Annotated in this window: 13 protein-coding genes; 10 read left to right on the top strand and 3 right to left on the bottom strand. The window is 65.3% G+C overall.

What is annotated here, in order from left to right; genetic code table 11:
• The first annotated feature begins 2 nt into the window (after positions 1–2).
• The 8 genes from ftsW to lpxC all read left to right on the top strand — a co-directional run bounded on the left by ftsW (position 3) and on the right by lpxC (position 9282).
• Entirely contained in the window at positions 3–1223 is a 1221-nt protein-coding gene (gene ftsW, locus KR767_RS10520) for a putative lipid II flippase FtsW (protein ID WP_166952900.1), read from the top strand.
• Complete coding sequence (gene murG, locus KR767_RS10525; RefSeq protein WP_166952903.1) at positions 1220–2305, top strand: undecaprenyldiphospho-muramoylpentapeptide beta-N-acetylglucosaminyltransferase; 1086 nt, start codon at positions 1220–1222, stop codon at positions 2303–2305. The genes ftsW and murG overlap by 4 nt, the downstream gene beginning before the upstream one ends.
• On the top strand, positions 2302–3741 hold the full coding sequence (gene murC, locus KR767_RS10530; protein WP_250879074.1) for a UDP-N-acetylmuramate--L-alanine ligase: 1440 nt from the start codon (positions 2302–2304) through the stop codon (positions 3739–3741). The genes murG and murC overlap by 4 nt, the downstream gene beginning before the upstream one ends.
• Complete coding sequence (locus KR767_RS10535; RefSeq protein WP_250879075.1) at positions 3741–4706, top strand: D-alanine--D-alanine ligase; 966 nt, start codon at positions 3741–3743, stop codon at positions 4704–4706. The genes murC and KR767_RS10535 overlap by 1 nt, the downstream gene beginning before the upstream one ends.
• 4 nt (positions 4707–4710) lie before the next feature.
• Positions 4711–5451, top strand: a complete 741-nt coding sequence (locus tag KR767_RS10540) for a cell division protein FtsQ/DivIB (protein ID WP_166952912.1) — start codon at positions 4711–4713, stop codon at positions 5449–5451.
• A gap of 8 nt (positions 5452–5459) precedes the next feature.
• Positions 5460–6695, top strand: coding sequence for a cell division protein FtsA (ftsA, locus tag KR767_RS10545; protein WP_166952916.1), 1236 nt, complete (start codon positions 5460–5462; stop codon positions 6693–6695).
• Positions 6696–6825: 130 nt separating this feature from the next.
• Positions 6826–8025, top strand: a complete 1200-nt coding sequence (ftsZ, locus tag KR767_RS10550) for a cell division protein FtsZ (protein ID WP_166952919.1) — start codon at positions 6826–6828, stop codon at positions 8023–8025.
• A 345-nt stretch (positions 8026–8370) separates the two neighbouring features.
• A complete protein-coding gene (gene lpxC / locus KR767_RS10555; protein ID WP_166952922.1) occupies positions 8371–9282 on the top strand; it encodes a UDP-3-O-acyl-N-acetylglucosamine deacetylase in 912 nt (303 codons plus the stop codon).
• A gap of 624 nt (positions 9283–9906) precedes the next feature.
• Here the strand turns inward: lpxC and KR767_RS10560 are convergent.
• The 3 genes from KR767_RS10560 to KR767_RS10570 form a co-directional block, all read right to left on the bottom strand.
• The gene (locus tag KR767_RS10560) at positions 9907–10995 is read right to left on the bottom strand and encodes an alpha/beta fold hydrolase (RefSeq protein ID WP_250879076.1); all 1089 of its coding nucleotides are present in this window, start codon (positions 10993–10995) and stop codon (positions 9907–9909) included.
• A 27-nt stretch (positions 10996–11022) separates the two neighbouring features.
• Positions 11023–12096 (bottom strand): thioredoxin family protein, encoded by a 1074-nt coding sequence (locus KR767_RS10565; protein ID WP_250879077.1) that lies wholly within the window; start codon positions 12094–12096, stop codon positions 11023–11025.
• A gap of 243 nt (positions 12097–12339) precedes the next feature.
• On the bottom strand, positions 12340–12798 hold the full coding sequence (locus KR767_RS10570; protein WP_166947359.1) for a DciA family protein: 459 nt from the start codon (positions 12796–12798) through the stop codon (positions 12340–12342).
• A 29-nt stretch (positions 12799–12827) separates the two neighbouring features.
• On the opposite strand from KR767_RS10570, the gene KR767_RS10575 reads away from it, so the two are divergent.
• Together KR767_RS10575 and secA are read left to right on the top strand one after the other, a co-directional pair.
• A complete protein-coding gene (locus KR767_RS10575) occupies positions 12828–13745 on the top strand; it encodes a M23 family metallopeptidase (protein WP_250879078.1) in 918 nt (305 codons plus the stop codon).
• 134 nt (positions 13746–13879) lie between these two features.
• Complete coding sequence (gene secA / locus KR767_RS10580) at positions 13880–16597, top strand: preprotein translocase subunit SecA (protein ID WP_250879079.1); 2718 nt, start codon at positions 13880–13882, stop codon at positions 16595–16597.
• Positions 16598–16763 lie beyond the last annotated feature (166 nt).

Genomic DNA, 16763 nt, shown 5'->3' on the forward strand with positions numbered 1-16763 from the left:
TCATGTTCGGCTTCGGTAACAAGCAGGCACAGCGCCGTCAGGGCCCGCGGGGGAGTTTCGATCTCCCGCTGCTCGTGGCTGCGCTCGCGCTCGCCACGATGGGCGTGGTGATGGTCACCTCCGCCTCCATCGCCGTGGCCGACGGCTCGCACGTGGGCGCGTTCTACTACCTCAAGAAGCACCTGAGCTTCCTGGCGCTCGGCTTCGTGCTGGCCGGTGTTGCCATGCGTACCGAACTGAAGACGATCGAGAAGCACAGCACGCTGCTGCTGCTCGTCGGCATCTGCATCCTGCTGCTGGTGTTCGTGCCGGGCTTCGGCATGCGCATCAACGGTGCGCGTCGCTGGATCAACCTGTTCGTCACCAGCTTCCAGCCGGTGGAAGCGGTGAAGCTGATCCTCGTGGCCTATCTGGCGAGCTACCTCGTGCGCCATCGCGAAGGCGTGGAGTACGAACTGTTCGGCGTGGTGAAGCCGATCGCCGTGGCCGGTTTCATGGTGCTCCTGCTGCTGGCCCAGCCCGACTTCGGTTCGGCTGCCCTCGTGGTCGCCACCACGGTCGGCATGGTCTGGCTGGCCGGTGCCCGCATGCGCAACCTCGTGCTGCTGGCGATGCCGCTGATCCCGCTGCTGATCTACGCGGCCACCGCCGAGGACTACCGCATCAAGCGCCTCACCTCCTTCCTCGATCCGTGGAAGGACCCGTTCAACGATGGCTTCCAGCTCACCCAGGCGCTCATTGCGGTGGGTCGTGGCGAATGGACCGGCGTGGGCCTGGGCTCCAGCGTGCAGAAGCTGTTCTACCTGCCCGAGGCGCATACCGACTTCATCCTGGCCGTGCTCGCCGAAGAGCTGGGCCTGGCCGGTATCGTGGTGGTCATCGGTCTCTACATCGTGCTCGTCGGCCGTGGCCTGTATATCGGCCTGAAGGGCGTCGAGCTGGGCCAGCGTTTCTCGGGCTACGTGGCCTACGGCATCTCGCTGATGATGGGTTTCCAGGCGATGGTGTCCATCGGCGTGAACCTCGGCGTGCTGCCTACCAAGGGCCTCACCCTGCCGCTGATCAGCTCTGGCGGTTCGTCGGTGCTGATGACCTGCGCCATGGTCGGTGTGCTGCTGCGCGCCACCTTTGAAATCAATCGTGCCGAGGACGCCCGCCAGTCGGCGGTGCGTCAGCCCGCCAATGCGGTGCCTACCTCGGCACCGGCAGGAGGCATGGCATGAGCGCTCCTGTGCTGATCATGGCCGGCGGTACCGGCGGCCACATCTTCCCGGGTCTGGCCGTGGCGGACGAACTGCGTTCGCACGGCGTGCCCGTGGCGTGGCTCGGTGCCGAAGGCGGCATGGAGACCCGGGTCGTGCCGTCGCATGGCCTCGACCTGCACACCGTCAAGGTGGGCGGCCTGCGCGGCAAGGGTATGAAGACCCGCGTGCTGGCGCCGCTGATGCTGGTGCGCGCCCTGTTCGAATCGCTGGCGCTGCTGCGCAAGCTGAAGCCGCGCTGCGTGCTGTCGATGGGCGGCTATGTCGCCGGTCCGGCCGGCGTGGCTGCACGACTGGCCGGCATTCCGCTGGTGGTACACGAGCAGAATGCCGTGGCCGGTTTCACCAATCGCAAGCTCGCCTCGTTCGCGAAGCGCGTGCTCACCGGTTTTCCGAATGTGCTGCCGAAGGGCGAGTGGGTCGGTAATCCGGTCCGCGCGCGCATTGCCGCGCTGCCTGCGCCGATCGATCGCCTTGCCGGTCGCGAGGGCGCGCCGCGCCTGCTCGTGCTTGGCGGCAGCCTCGGTGCGCGCACGCTGAACAGCGTGGTGCCGAAAGCCATCGCCCGCCTTGCGGCGATGGGTTCGATGGTGCCGGAGGTAGTGCACCAGACCGGCGAGCGCCACCTCCAGGACACTGTCGATGCCTATAACAAGGCTGGCAGCGCCGCGAACATCGTGGCCTTCATCGAAGACATGGCCGGCGCGTACGAATGGGCCGACCTCGTGCTCTGCCGTGCCGGTGCGCTGACCGTCGCCGAACTGTGCGCCGCCGGCCAGGAGGCCGTGCTGGTGCCGTTCCCGTTCGCGGTGGACGACCACCAGACCAGCAATGCCCGCGCCATGGTCGACGTGGGCGGCGCACGCATCGTTACCGATGCCGCGCTCGCCGGCCACGAGTCGCCCGACCTGCTCGCGAAACTTCTCGACGAGCTGCTGGCCGATCGCAACCGTATTCTTTCCGCCGCTAACGCGTCCCGCACGCTGGCTAAACCCGACGCAGCAGCAACGATTGCCCGTCATTGCATGGAGGTATCCGCATGACGCCCGGTCGTTTGCGCGCCCACGACGATTTCATGACCTCGTTCCGCCGGGTCCACTTCATTGGCGTGGGTGGCGTGGGCATGAGCGGCATTGCCGAAGTGCTCAACAACCTCGGCTACAGCGTGTCCGGTTCCGACCGCGCGATGTCGCCGACCACGGAGCGCCTGGCCAGCCTGGGTATCCAGATCCATGTAGGCCACGACGCCGCGAACATCGACGGTGCCGACGTGGTGGTCACCTCCAGCGCCATCCGCAAGGACAACCCGGAGCTGGTCGCCGCGCACGCCTCGCGTATTCCCACGGTGCCGCGCGCCGAGATGCTGGGTGAGCTGATGCGCTTCCGCCGTGGCATCGCCATTGCGGGTACGCACGGCAAGACCACCACCACCAGCCTCGTCGCCAGCGTGCTGGCCGAAGCCGAATACGATCCGACCTTCGTGATCGGTGGTCAGCTCAACGCCGCCGGCGCCAACGCGCGCCTGGGCACCGGCCAGTACCTCGTGGCGGAAGCCGACGAGTCGGATGGCTCGTTCCTGATGCTTTCGCCGGTGATGGCGGTGGTGACGAACATCGACGCCGATCACCTGGAAAACTACAACGGCGACTTCGCCCAGGTGAAGAAAGCCTTCCACGATTTCCTGCATCGCCTGCCGTTCTACGGCATGGCCGTGCTGTGCATCGACGACGAAGAAACCGCGAAGCTCGCGGAAGACACCTCGCGCCGGATGATCACCTATGGCATCGACAACCCGAAGGCTGACGTGGTGGCCACGAACGTGCGCCAGGTCGGTTTCCAGATGCAGTTCGACGTGCGCCTGCCGGGCATGGCCGATGCGCTGGCGATCACGCTGAACCTGCCGGGCCGCCACAACGTGCAGAACGCGCTGGCCGCCGCCGCGGTGGGCTGGCAGCTTGGCGTGGAGGGCGAGGCCATTGCCCGTGCGCTGGCCGGTTTCCAGGGCGTGGGTCGTCGTTTCCATCGTCGCGGCGAGATCGCACTCGACAGCGGTAACGCCCTGCTGGTTGACGACTACGGTCACCATCCCCGCGAACTGGCGGCGGTGTTCGCCGCCGCGCGTGGCGGCTGGCCGGAGCGCCGCCTCGTCGTCGCCTTCCAGCCGCATCGCTACAGCCGCACCCGTGACCTGCTCGACGACTTCGCCAACGTGCTGGCCGAAGTGGACGTGCTGGTACTTACCGAGGTGTACCCGGCCGGCGAATCGCCCATTGCCGGTGCCGACGGCAAGGCCCTGGCGCGCGCCATCCGCGCACGCGGCAAGACCGATCCAGTGCTGGTGGACCACCCGCGCGACCTGCGCGACACGCTGCCCGCGCTGGCGCGCGACGGCGACCTGATCATGCTGCTGGGCGCTGGCGACATCGGCGCGGCGGCCATCGAGCTGGCCAACGCCGGCAACCTGAGGACCCGCAAGTGATGAGCACCACCCGTTTCCCGCGCCTGGTCACCGATCCCGCCGATTTCGGCCGGGTGGCCGTGGTCTATGGCGGCAATTCCGCCGAGCGCGAGGTTTCGCTGAATTCCGGACAGGGCGTGCTGGAAGCACTGCGCGCCCGTGGCGTCGATGCGCATCCGATCGACGGCATCCCCGCGCTGCTCGACGCCGTGCGCGCCGGGCATTTCGCACGCGTGTTCAACATCCTGCATGGCGCCGGTGGCGAAAACGGCGAATTGCAGGGCGCCCTGCAATCGCTGGGTGTGCCTTACACCGGTTCGGGCGTGCTGGGTTCCGCGCTGTCGCTGGACAAGATCCGCGCCAAGCAGGTGTGGCTGGCCCTCGGCCTGCCCACGCCGAAGTTCAAGGCGCTGCCGCGGGGTGCCGACGTGCATGCCGCCGCGCGCGAAGTGGGTTTTCCGCTGATCGTGAAGCCCGCCTGGGAAGGTTCCAGCGTAGGCGTCACGCGCGTGTTCAAGGAAGACGATCTGGACGCCGCCGTGGAACTGGCGCACCGCTACCCGGGCGACCTGCTGATGGAAACCCTGATCGAAGGCGATGCGAACGAGGGCGGCGAATTCACCGTCGGCATCCTCGGCCGTGAAATCCTGCCCACGATCAAGATCGTGCCGGCGCAGGAGTACTACGACTACAACGCCAAGTACATTGCCGACGACACGCAATACATCTGCCCGGGCCTTTCCGCCGGCGCCGAAGACGAGATGCGCGCACTTGCGCTGCGCGCCTTCGATGCCGTGGACTGTTTCGGCTGGGGACGCGTGGATATCATGCGCGACCGTCACGGCAAGAACTGGCTGCTCGAAGTGAACACCGCTCCGGGCATGACCTCGCACTCGCTCGTGCCGAAGGCCGCTGCCGTGGCAGGACTGGATTACCAGGCCCTGTGCTGGCGCATCCTGGAAACCTCCATGGAAAGGAGGGCATAACCACATGAAGGGAGCCGCTGCCACGCGGATCGTCGCCTGGGGCATCGCCATCACCTTGGTGGCGTTGCCCGTGGTCGGCGTGATGCAGGGCTGGTTTGCCGCCGGTCGCTGGCCGGTGACGCAGCTGAAGGTCGAGGCGGAGTTCACGCACGTCAGTGCCGAACAGATCCGCGCGGCCGTGCTGCCCAGCCTGGGCAAGGGCTTCTTTGCAACGAATCTTGAAGCAGTACGCCGTTCCATCGGCGGACTGCCGTGGGTGGAATCGGTCGAGGTGCGCAAGCGCTGGCCGGACACGCTGCTGGTGCGTATCTACGAGCGCCAGCCCTTCGCACGCTGGAACGGCGACCGCCTGATCAGCCGCCAGGGCCAGGTGTTCGATGCACCGGGCGCCGACCAGATGGGCGACCTGCCGCGACTGTCGGGACCGGACTCCCGGCTGGCCGAGGTGGTGAGCTTCTATGCACAGGCTCGCAAGGCTTTCGAAGGCCGCGCGCAGATGTCAGTGGTGGGTGTGAGCCTGTCCGAGCGTGGCAGCTGGAGCGCCATCACCGACAGCGGCGCGGAGATCGTGATCGGCGACCGCGAGCAGGCGGACCGTCGCCTCGCGCGCTTCCTCGACGTCTACCCGCAACTCCTTTCAGGCCATCGTGGCGGCTTCGCCTACGCTGACCTGCGTTACACCAACGGATTCGCTATCCGGTGGCCGCAATCGGAAAACACGGCCACCCCAAAGGTCGGAAGCTGAGCTAATACATGAGAAACAAGAACGACAAACAGCTCGTCGTCGGCCTCGACATCGGAACCTCCAAGGTTGTCGCGATCGTGGGCGAGTACGAGCCGGGTGAGCCGATCGAAGTGATCGGCATCGGCACCCATGTCTCGCGCGGCATGAAGCGCGGCTCCGTCGTGGACATCGAATCGACCGTGCACTCGATCCAGCGCGCGGTGGAGGAAGCCGAGCTGATGGCCGGCTGCGACATCCGTTCGGTTTACGCCTCCATTTCGGGCAGCCACCTGGAAACCCGCAACTCGCACGGCACCGCCGCGATCCGCGACCGTGAGGTGATGTCGGCCGACCTGGAACAGGTGCTGGAAGCGGCCAGCGCCGTGGCGATCCCGGCCGACCGCAAGGTGCTCTACAAGGAATCGCAGGAATACCGCATCGACGGCCAGGATGGCATCCGCCATCCGGTCGGCATGAGCGGCGTGCGCCTGGAAGCCAGCGTGCATCTGGTCACGGGCGCAGCCAGCGCCGTGCAGAACATTTCCAAGTGCATCCAGCGCTGTGGCCTCACGGTGGACGAACTGGTGCCTGCTGCTGTCGCCAGCGCGAAGTCGGTGCTCACCGAGGACGAACTGGAACTGGGCGTATGCCTGGTGGATATCGGCGCGGGCACCACGGATATCGCCATCTACACCCAGGGTGCGATCCGCTACACCAAGTCGCTGCCTGTGGGTGGCGACCAGGTGACTAACGACATCGCCTACGGCGTGCACACGCCAACCGCTCACGCGGAAGAGATCAAGATCAAGTACGCCTGCGCGCTGGCCCAGCTGGCCCACGCAGAAGAAACCATCCAGGTGCCCAGCGTCGGCGATCGCCCGCCGCGCCGCCTTGCACGACAGGCGCTCGCGCAGTCGGTGCAGGCGCGCTACGAGGAAATCTTCGAGATGGTGCAGGACGAACTGCGCCGTTCGGGCTACGAGAGCCTGGTCGCTGCCGGCATCGTGCTCACCGGTGGCGCGGCGCGCATGGAAGGCGCCCTCGAGCTGGCCGAGGAAATCTTCCACAAGATGGTGCGCGTAGGTGTGCCACAGCATGTTTCGGGGCTGGGTGATGTCGTGTCCAGCGAACTGCATTCCACCGGCGTGGGCCTGCTGTTGCATGGTTCCCGCGCCAATGGCGGTAGCCGGCAGATGAGTTCCGCCGCCGGCAACGTCGGCAACATGGTCGAGAAGTTCCGCAGCTGGTTCAGCAAGAACTTCTAGACCGGATAGTTCATCGGCGCCCAAAGGATGGGGGGCGCCGGGGCATAAGGACGGCCCGCCGCTCGCGATCGACAGGAGTCGGTCACGGGACACAAACCAAAATAACTAAAAGTTCTGCGGAGGACGGGAAATGTTTGAACTCATCGAAAAGCTGGCACCGAACGCGGTCATCAAGGTCATCGGCGTGGGTGGTGGCGGCGGTAACGCCGTGGCCCACATGGTGAATTCCAATATCGAAGGCGTCGAGTTCGTCGTCGCCAATACTGACGCGCAGGCCATGAAGAGCTGCGGCGGTCGTACGCACCTGCAGCTCGGTGGCAATGTCACCAAGGGCCTGGGCGCGGGCGCCAACCCTGAAGTGGGCCGCCAGGCCGCACTGGAAGACCGTGAGCGCATCGAGGACATGCTCGAAGGCGCCGACATGGTCTTCATCACCTGCGGCATGGGTGGTGGTACCGGCACGGGCGCGGCTCCGGTCGTGGCCCAGCTCGCAAAGGAAAAGGGCATCCTGACGGTCGCGGTCGTTACCAAGCCGTTCCCGTTCGAAGGCCGTCGCCGCATGCAGGTGGCCCTGAAGGGCATCGAGGACCTCTCGCAGCACGTCGACTCGCTGATCACCGTGCCGAACGAGAAGCTGCTCTCGGTGCTGGGTCGTGAAGTCACCCTGCTGAACGCCTTCAAGGCCGCCAACGACGTCCTCCTGGGCGCCGTCCAGGGCATCGCCGACCTGATCACGGCCCCGGGCCTGATCAACGTCGACTTCGCCGACGTGCGTACGGTCATGAGCGAGATGGGCATGGCGATGATGGGTTCCGGCACGGCCCGCGGCGACGACCGCGCGCAGGCTGCCGCCGAAGCCGCCATCAACAACCCGCTGCTGGAAGACGTGAACCTGGCGGGTGCCTGCGGCATCCTGGTCAACGTCACGGCCGGCCCGAACCTCACCATGCGCGAGTTCGACGAGATCGGCCGCGTGATCCACGACTTCGCCTCGGAAGATGCGACCGTGGTGATCGGCACCTCGCTCGACCCGGAAATGCAGGACGACGTCCGCGTCACCGTGGTGGCCACCGGCCTCAATCGTGGCACCGTGGCCGCCAAGCAGCCGGTCCGCCAGCCGGTCCAGCAGCAGGTCGAAATGCGCCAGCGTCCGCGTCCGGTCGTGCTGCGTACCGGTACTGGCAACGAAGTGGTGGACTACGCCCATAATCCGGAACCGGCACTGCCCCAGGCGTCCTCGCGCGCCGAACCGGCCCAGCCGGCGAAGAGCCAGGAACCGGCGATCGACTACCTCGATATCCCGGCCTTCCTGCGTCGCCAGGCCGACTGACCGGGGAACTGATCGTGTCAGCGAGAAGTCTCAAGGCACGTTAAGGAAAACGTGAGGACGACCCGGCACGAAGCCGGGCCGCCCACCGCGCCGCCGCCGTTCCCGTCCGGGCGGTGGCGCGGTGCCGTGCCGCCTGGAAGGCAAGGCGGGAGGGAATTCAATAAGTTGCAAGTGATTGATGCGCCGCGCAAATCGGTCGCATGCTAGCTGAGAGCTGTTCTCAGAAAAAACTGAAGCCTCGGTGAAAGGAAGGATGAGCTGTACTGTCCGGTTTGTTTATTCCGAGGTTAAGACTGTGTTAGCATGTACGTTACTCAGGCTGCTGCCAGCAAGGTTTGACACAACATGATTAAGCAGCGCACGCTCAAGAACATCATTCGCGCCACCGGCGTCGGTCTCCATACCGGCGACAAGGTCTATATGACCCTCCGTCCGGCGGCGCCGAACACGGGTATCGTGTTTCGTCGCGTCGACCTCAATCCGCCGGTCGAGCTCAAGTCTCGCCCGGAGAACGTCGGCGACACCCGCCTGTCCACCACGCTGATCAACGGCGACGTCCGCGTCTCCACCGTGGAGCACCTGCTCTCGGCGATGGCTGGCCTCGGCATCGATAACGCCTACGTCGATCTCTCGGCGCCTGAAGTCCCCATCATGGACGGCAGCGCAGGCCCCTTCGTGTTCCTGATCCAGTCCGCTGGCATCGAGGAACAGGACGCCGCCAAGCGCTTCATCCGTATCAAGAAGCCGGTCATCGTCGAAGACGGCGACAAGTGGGCCAGGCTCGAACCGTTCGATGGCTTCAAGGTGGGCTTTTCGGTCGAGTTCGACCACCCGCTGTTCAACAAGCGCAATTCGCAGGCCGAGATGGACTTCTCCACGACCTCGTTCGTGAAGGAAGTCAGCCGTGCCCGCACGTTCGGTTTCATGCGCGACATCGAGATGCTCCGCGAGCGTAACCTCACCCTCGGCGGCTCGATGGACAACGCCGTGGTGCTCGACGACTACCGCGTGCTGAACGAAGACGGCCTCCGTTACGACAACGAGTTCGTCAAGCACAAGATCCTCGACGCCATCGGCGACATCTATATGCTGGGCCACAGCCTGATCGGTGCCTACTCGGCACACAAGTCGGGTCACGAGCTCAACAACAAGCTGCTCCGGCGCCTGATGGCCGACGCCACGGCATGGGAAGAAGTGAGCTTCAAGGACCCGGCCAAGGCGCCGATCTCCTACGCCCATCCCGCCCAGGCCGTCTAAGCAACGCATCCGGGTAGAAAGCAAAAGGCCGCGAGAAATCGCGGCCTTTTGCTTTCCCCTGTAGGAGCGCGCCTGCGCGCGACCGTTTGAAACGTAACGCTCAGTAGGAACGCCAGTCCATGTGGCTTTCCGCTCCGTAGGAGAGGCTCGCCGTTGGCCTCGCTGCTCGGCGCTCGTGCGTGGCTAAGGACGAGCCGACGGGTGCGGCCCTTGTCGCTCCGGCCTGCGGTGTCCCTCGGGAAAGGAGGAGCCGCTTACGCGGCTCAGTGTCTTATGGCTTACGCCCCTTCGGGCCCGGGGAGCGTGCGGGGTTTCCTGACTCGGCCTCCGTGCCTCGGCAGGAAAGGCCGGCCTTCCTGGCCGGCCCCGCTACGCGGCCTTTTCCGCCCACTCCCCTCACCTCCATCAAGTCGCGCCAAGGGCCGCCCCCGCCGCCTCTGCCCATCGTGATCGCAGGCTGTTGTAGGAGCGCGCCTGCGCGCGACCGGTTATCGCGAACAACATCATCGTTTCGATTCATCCGGTCGCACGCAAGCACGCTCCTACAACGCTGTCCGGCTACCTATGGGCGATCGCATTGGCGATTCCTGCGAAGCGAAACGCTCATCTCGTCTTTATCGGTTCCTACAGCGCCGTTACGTCCTTCACCGCATCGACAAATGCTTTCGGTGCTTCCTGCGGCAGGTTATGTCCGATGCCGCCGGTGATGGTGCGATGCGCGTACTTGCCCGTGAACCTGCCGGCATACGCAGCCGGTTCTGGGTGCGGTGCACCGTTGGCATCACCTTCGAGGGTGATCGTAGGGACACCGATGCCAGGCGCCTTTGCCAGCTTCGCTTCCAGCTCGTCGTACTTCGACTCGCCTTCGACGATACCCAGCCGCCAGCGGTAGTTGTGCACCACGACGGCGACATGATCGGGATTGTCGAAGGCTGCTGCCGAGCGATCGAAGGTGGCGTCGTCGAAGGCCCACTTTGGTGAGGCGGTGTGCCAGATGAGGCGGGCGAATTCCCTGCGGTTCTTCTCGTATCCCAGGCGGCCGCGCTCCGTCGCGAAGTAGAACTGGTACCACCACGACAACTCCGCCTGCGGTGGCAGCGGTGCGGCGCCGGCCTTCTGGTTGCCGATGAGGTAGCCGCTGACGGATACCAGCGCTTCGCAACGTTGCGGCCACAGAGCGGCGAGGATGTTGGCGGTGCGCGCGCCCCAGTCGAAACCGGCGATCACGGCCTTGTCGATGTTCAGGGCATCCATCAACGCAATGATGTCCACGGCAACGACGGACTGCTGGCCGTTGCGCATGGTGTCCGGTGACAGGAAGCGGGTGCTGCCGTAGCCGCGCAGGTAGGGAACGATGACACGGTAGCCCGAGGCGGCAAGCGCCGGTGCCACTTCCTCGAAGGCATGAATGTCATACGGCCAGCCGTGCAGGAGGATGGCGACGCGGCCGTTGGATGGCCCCAGTTCGGCATAGCCGACGTCGAGCAGGCCGGCCCTGACCTGGCGGATGGTGCCGAGTCCTTTGCCACCCGGGAGTGCGATGGATGCAGACGCGGGCGATGATGACGGCGACGAAGGCATGGCCATCGTCGAGGCCATCGCCTTGCCGATGCCCAGCAGGCCGAGCGGCGCGGCTGCCGTGAGTGCGGCGGCGAAGCCCATGAAGCGGCGGCGCTGCGTGTTGGTGGGTTCGTTGTCGCGGACATCGTTCATGGGATGGCTCCAGGAGTCTTGGGGTGATCAGCCGAAGGTGAAGGCGTAGGCGGAGGCGCCTGGGTCGATGAAGCGGATTTCGAAGGTGTGCTCGCCGGTGTCGCCCGCCTGGCGGATGAGCTGGTACAGGCGGGTTTCGTCGACATGGCCGTTGCCTTGCGCATCCGTGTCGGTGCCATGGGCATCGCCCGGAGCCTTGCCGTCGAGGGTGACGGTGAAACGCAGCGCCTTGCCGTCGCTGCCGGGGGCGAGCACGAGGTGCAGGTCGCGGGCGCGGAAGCGGTAGACGATCGAGGCGCCGGTCTTGTCGGCGGTGGCGCGTTCGCCGTGGACGGTCCAGTCGCCGGTGAGGCCCCAGTGATTGAGGCGCGGGTTGGTTACCGAGTAGTGCTGGCGGTGGTTTTCCGCGAAGCCTTCGGGGGAGGCGAAGCCCTCGGCTTTGTCGAAGCCGATGTACGTTTCGTCTGAGGCGGCGCCAGCGGGATCGGGGGCGACTTCGGTGCCTTTTGCCTGCGGCGCGACCAGGCCTTCGTCGGTTGTATGTTGTCCGGAGGCTTCGGCGAGCAGGTCCTGGATGACGTGCTCAGACAGGTCGTAATCGCCTTCGCCGTACTGGTGGTGGCGGATGTGGCCGCTGGCGTCCACGAAGTAGAGCGCGGGCCAGTACCGGTTGTGGAAGGCATTCCAGATGCTGTGTTCGCTGTCCACGGCCACTGGGTAGGTGATGCCGAAACGGGTGATGGCCTGGCGGATGTTGCCGTCGTCCTTCTCGAAGTCGAACTCGGGTGTGTGCACGCCGATGACCACGAGGCCCTGGTCTTTGTACTTGTCGGCCCAGGCGCGGATGTAGGGGATCGTGCGGATGCAGTTGATGCAGGAGTACGTCCAGAAATCGATGAGGACGACCTTGCCCTTGAGCTGCGCCGGCGTCAGCGCCGGACCGTTGAGCCAGCCCGTGGCGCCGCTCAGCGCGGGCAGGGAGCCCTGGACGGGCAGGGCGCTGTGGTAACCCTCCGTGGCGCCCACGCCGGTGGCGGTGAGCAGGCCCGCAATGAGGGCGAGACGGGTGGAGCTGAGGCGAAAAATCGCAGACATCGACATGGGCGGCCCTGGGAGGTGGTTCCTGGATGCCGTCCATGAAACCGCTTCGATGTATCCCGGGTATTTGCTGTCGCCGGCCGATATGTACCGGAATGTAGCCCTGGCCGCCTACGGGGCGCGGCTGATCCGCGTCAAATTTACGTGCAAATTAGGTGTTTGCCCGTTTCATGCGTGTTATAAAGTTCGCCGCCCTGGATTCTGCCGAGCTGTTCGCAGGTTGCGAAAGGCGACGCAAGTGACGGATCAGTCTTGATTTTCGGCCTGGGAGGCCAGTTCAAGGAACAGGTCCCGCAAGGTGGGGTCCGATAGTGTCGCCGCGACAGTCCGCAGGTGTCGGGCTGCCGAGGCGGAAAGCGGTTTACGCAGGTCGGGGATCTCATCCTCGACCGGCAGGGGGGCCACTTTCACGGCAACCGCGAAGGCCATCGCGCCCATGGCGCGTGCGGCATCGAGGATCTGCGTCTGGTACAGGCGCACCCGCGAAGCCCAGGCCGACGAGGGCGCAAGGAAGACAAGCCTGCCGTCGCGCAGGTCCGCCAGGCGGACCTGGTCGCGCATCGGATTGGGCAGTGTCGCGCGTAGCTGGCGGTCCAGTGCGTCGAGTTCGCGGGCTTTGCGGGCCAGCGACGCGACAGGACCCACCTCCACGATGGACTTGAGTCCTCGCGTGGTGCGGCGGGTGGGCTGGGACGGCGGTGGCATGACCGGCTTCGACGATTCGATGGGAACGTATGCAGATCATACTCGTGTCACGAGGCCAGAAAGGGCCGAAAACACTGGACTTCACCTGCCGGCGCATGCGCTGCAAGATGGTGGGCATGGCTGCCGTGGCGTTCATCGGCATCGCCGGTGTAGGTGCCGCCCTGGCGCTCGCGCTTTCAGGCTCGCGTTCAGCAGCCCCGGTGGTCGCCAGAAACACGCCCGAAGCCCAGCGGGTGGCCGATCAGGCTGACGCGCAGCGCGAGTTGAATGCCCTGGCGGTGAAGCTGGGCCAGCTACAGGCGCAGTCGATTCGTCTCAATGCCCTGGGCGAGCGACTGACCCAGGTGGGCAAGCTCGACGACGGCGAGTTCAACTTCAACGAAGAGCCGGCGCAGGGCGGTCCCGAGATTGCCCCCAGCAGCGACGCTGCCTATCTGAAGCCGGCGGCCCTGGGCAAGGATATCGACCTGCTTTCCGGGCAGTTCGATGCCCAGCAGGCCCAGCTCGAAGCCCTCCATGACATGCTGCTCGACCGCAAGATCGAGTCGAGCCTGCGCCCCACCGGCATGCCGGTGAATGGCTATATCTCATCTTTCTTCGGCGGCCGGCCGGACCCGTTCAGCGGGCACGCCGCGCGCCACACGGGCATCGACATTGCCGCACCGAAGGGTACGCCGGTGACGGCGGTGGCCGAGGGCATGGTCACTTTCGCAGGTCAGCGCAGCGGCTATGGCGATGTCGTCGAAATCGACCACGGCAATGGCTACATGACCCGTTACGCCCACAACAGCGCCATCCTGGCGAAGCCCGGCCAGCACGTGCGGGTGGGCGACGAGATCGCCAGGGCCGGCTCCACGGGCCGTTCGACCGGTTCCCACGTGCATTTCGAGGTCTGGTACCACGACCGCGTGGTCAATCCGCTGGCGTACGTTCGCAGCCACCGCTGAGAAAGGCTTGAAACCGTGACGGGCTGCCGCCACCCCGGGGAAAGCCCGGGGCGGTCGTACGTAGTATGATCGTCCCTTCATGCCGTCCGCCCCCGGGCGTATGGCGTCTCTTTCGTTTCAGATCCGGATGATCGATGTTCAATCGTGCCCTGACGAGCATTTTCGGAAGCCGTAACGACCGCGTGCTGCGCGACCTCTCCAAGACGGTCAAGCGCATCAACGCCCTCGAAGCGGAGTACGAAAAGCTTTCCGACGACGACCTGCGTGGCAAGACCGAGGCATTCCGCCAGCGCCTTGCGGCTGGCGAGACCCTCGACAAGCTGCTCCCGGAAGCCTTCGCGACCACCCGCGAGGCCGCCAAGCGCGTGCTGGGCATGCGCCACTACGACGTCCAGCTCATCGGCGGCATGGTGCTGCATTCGGGTCGCATTGCCGAAATGCGTACCGGCGAGGGCAAGACCCTGGTCGGTACCCTGCCGGTCTACCTCAACGCGCTGGAAGGCAAGGGCGTCCACGTCGTCACGGTCAACGACTACCTGGCCCGTCGCGACTCGGCCCTCATGGGCAAGTTGTACAACTTCCTGGGCCTCTCGGTCGGCGTCGTGTACCCGGGCATGGACCACGCCGACAAGCGTGGCGCCTATGCGTCGGACATCACCTACGGCACCAACAACGAATTCGGTTTCGACTACCTGCGCGACAACATGGCGCTCAGCAAGGACCAGCGTCACCAGCGCGGCCTGCATTACGCCATCGTCGACGAAGTCGACTCCATCCTCATCGACGAAGCGCGTACGCCGCTCATCATCTCCGGTCCCGCCGAGGATTCCCCGCAGCTCTACATCGCGGTGAACAAGGTCGTGCCGCACCTGATCCGCCAGGAGAAGGAAGACGGCGCCGGCGATTACTTCGTCGACGAGAAACAGAAGCAGGTGCACATGTCCGAAGAGGGCATGGAGCACGCCGAACAGCTGCTGCGCCAGGCAGGTGTCATCGAGCCGGAAAGCGGCCTGTACGACTCCAAGAACCTCGCGGTGGTGCACCACCTCAATGCCGCGCTGCGCGCCAACGCCATCTACCAGCGCGACGTCGATTACATCGTGCGCGATGGCGAAGTGATCATCGTCGATGAGTTCACCGGCCGCACCCTCGCGGGTCGCCGCTGGTCCGACGGCCTGCACCAGGCGGTGGAAGCAAAGGAAGGCGTGCCCATCCAGCGCGAGAACCAGACGCTGGCCACGGTCACGTTCCAGAACCTGTTCCGCATGTACAAGAAGCTGGCCGGCATGACCGGTACGGCCGATACCGAAGCCTACGAATTCCAGAGCGTCTACGGCCTCGAAGTGGTGGTGATCCCCACCCACAAGCCGATGGTGCGCGTGGACAATCCCGATGCCGTGTTCCTCGGCCCGGATGCCAAGTTCAAGGCCGTCATCGAAGACATCAAGGCCTGCCACGAGCGTGGCCAGCCGGTGCTGGTGGGTACCGCCTCCATCGACGTGTCCGAGCTGGTCTCGGGCCTGCTCAAGCAGGCGAAGATCCCGCACGAAGTGCTCAACGCGAAGCAGCATGAGCGCGAAGCGCACATCGTGGCCCAGGCCGGTGCGCCGGGCGCCGTCACCATCGCCACCAACATGGCCGGTCGCGGTACCGATATCGTGCTGGGCGGCAGCCTCGAAGCTGCCCTCGCCACGCTGCCGGAAGGCGCGTCCGACGCCGATCGCGAGAAGATCAAGGCCGACTGGAAGCTCCGTCATGAGCAGGTGCTCGCTTCGGGCGGCCTGCACATCATCGGTACCGAGCGCCACGAGTCCCGCCGTATCGACAACCAGCTGCGCGGTCGTTCGGGCCGCCAGGGTGACCCGGGTTCCTCGCGCTTCTACCTGTCGCTGCAGGACAACCTGATGCGCATCTTCGGCGGCGAGCGTATCGGCCGCTGGATGCAGATGTTCGGCATGAAGGAAGACGAGGCACTGGAAGACCGCCTCATCACCCGTCAGATCGAAAAGGTGCAGCGCAAGGTCGAGCAGCACAACTTCGACATCCGCAAGAACCTCCTCGATTTCGACGACGTGGCCAACGATCAGCGCAAGGTGATCTACGCCCAGCGCGACGAGCTGCTGGAGCTCGAGGACATCTCCGACATGGTCGGCGATATCCGCCTCGACGTGGTCGAAGGCCTGGTGCGTCGCTTCGTGCCGGCCGACAGCATCGATGCCCAGTGGGATGTCGCTGGTCTGGATCGCGAGCTGGCCAGTGAACTCAACCTTCGTCTTGACCTGCCCAAGTGGGTCGAGAGCCAGAAGGAAATCGACGCGGAAGGCATCCTTGAGCATGTCCGCGAGGCAGTCGATGGGCTGTTCGCCGAGAAGGAAGTACAGGTCGGTCCGGAAACCATGCGTTCCCTTGAGAAGCACGTGATGCTCTCGGTGGTGGACAACGCCTGGAAGGAACACCTTGCCAGCATGGATTACCTGCGCCAGGGCATCTATCTGCGCGGTTATGCGCAGAAGCAGCCGAAGCAGGAGTTCAAGCGCGAGTCGTTCGAGCTCTTCTCGGAAATGCTCGACCGCATCAAGAGCGAAGTGGTGCAGATGCTCGCCCGCATCCGTATCCGCAGCGAAGACGAGGTGCTGGCGATGGAAGCCGAGCAGCAGCGCGCCGCCGAATCGCAGCGCCTGCAGTTCCAGCATGCCGACGCGCAGCCCATGGGCCAGCCGGAGGGCGCGATCGAGACCGAGCGCGCCGGGCAGGCACCGTTGTTCAGTGATGCACCGAAGGTCGGTCGCAACGACCCTTGCCCCTGCGGTTCGGGCAAGAAGTACAAGCACTGCCACGGTCAGCTGAGCTGATATGAAAAACCCGCCGGAAGGCGGGTTTTTCTTTTGGGGTGACTTGGTTTTCTGACTCTTGGGCGTTTCGTTCTTTACCGGTCGCGCGCGAGGCGCGCTCCTACAGGGGCGGCTGGTGTAGGAGCGCGCCTTGCGCGCGACCGGTCCAGGGTAGATGCACCAGATC

It is taken from the genome of Luteibacter anthropi (genome assembly GCF_023699965.1).
GTDB classification, from domain to species: Bacteria; Pseudomonadota; Gammaproteobacteria; order Xanthomonadales; family Rhodanobacteraceae; genus Luteibacter; species Luteibacter anthropi.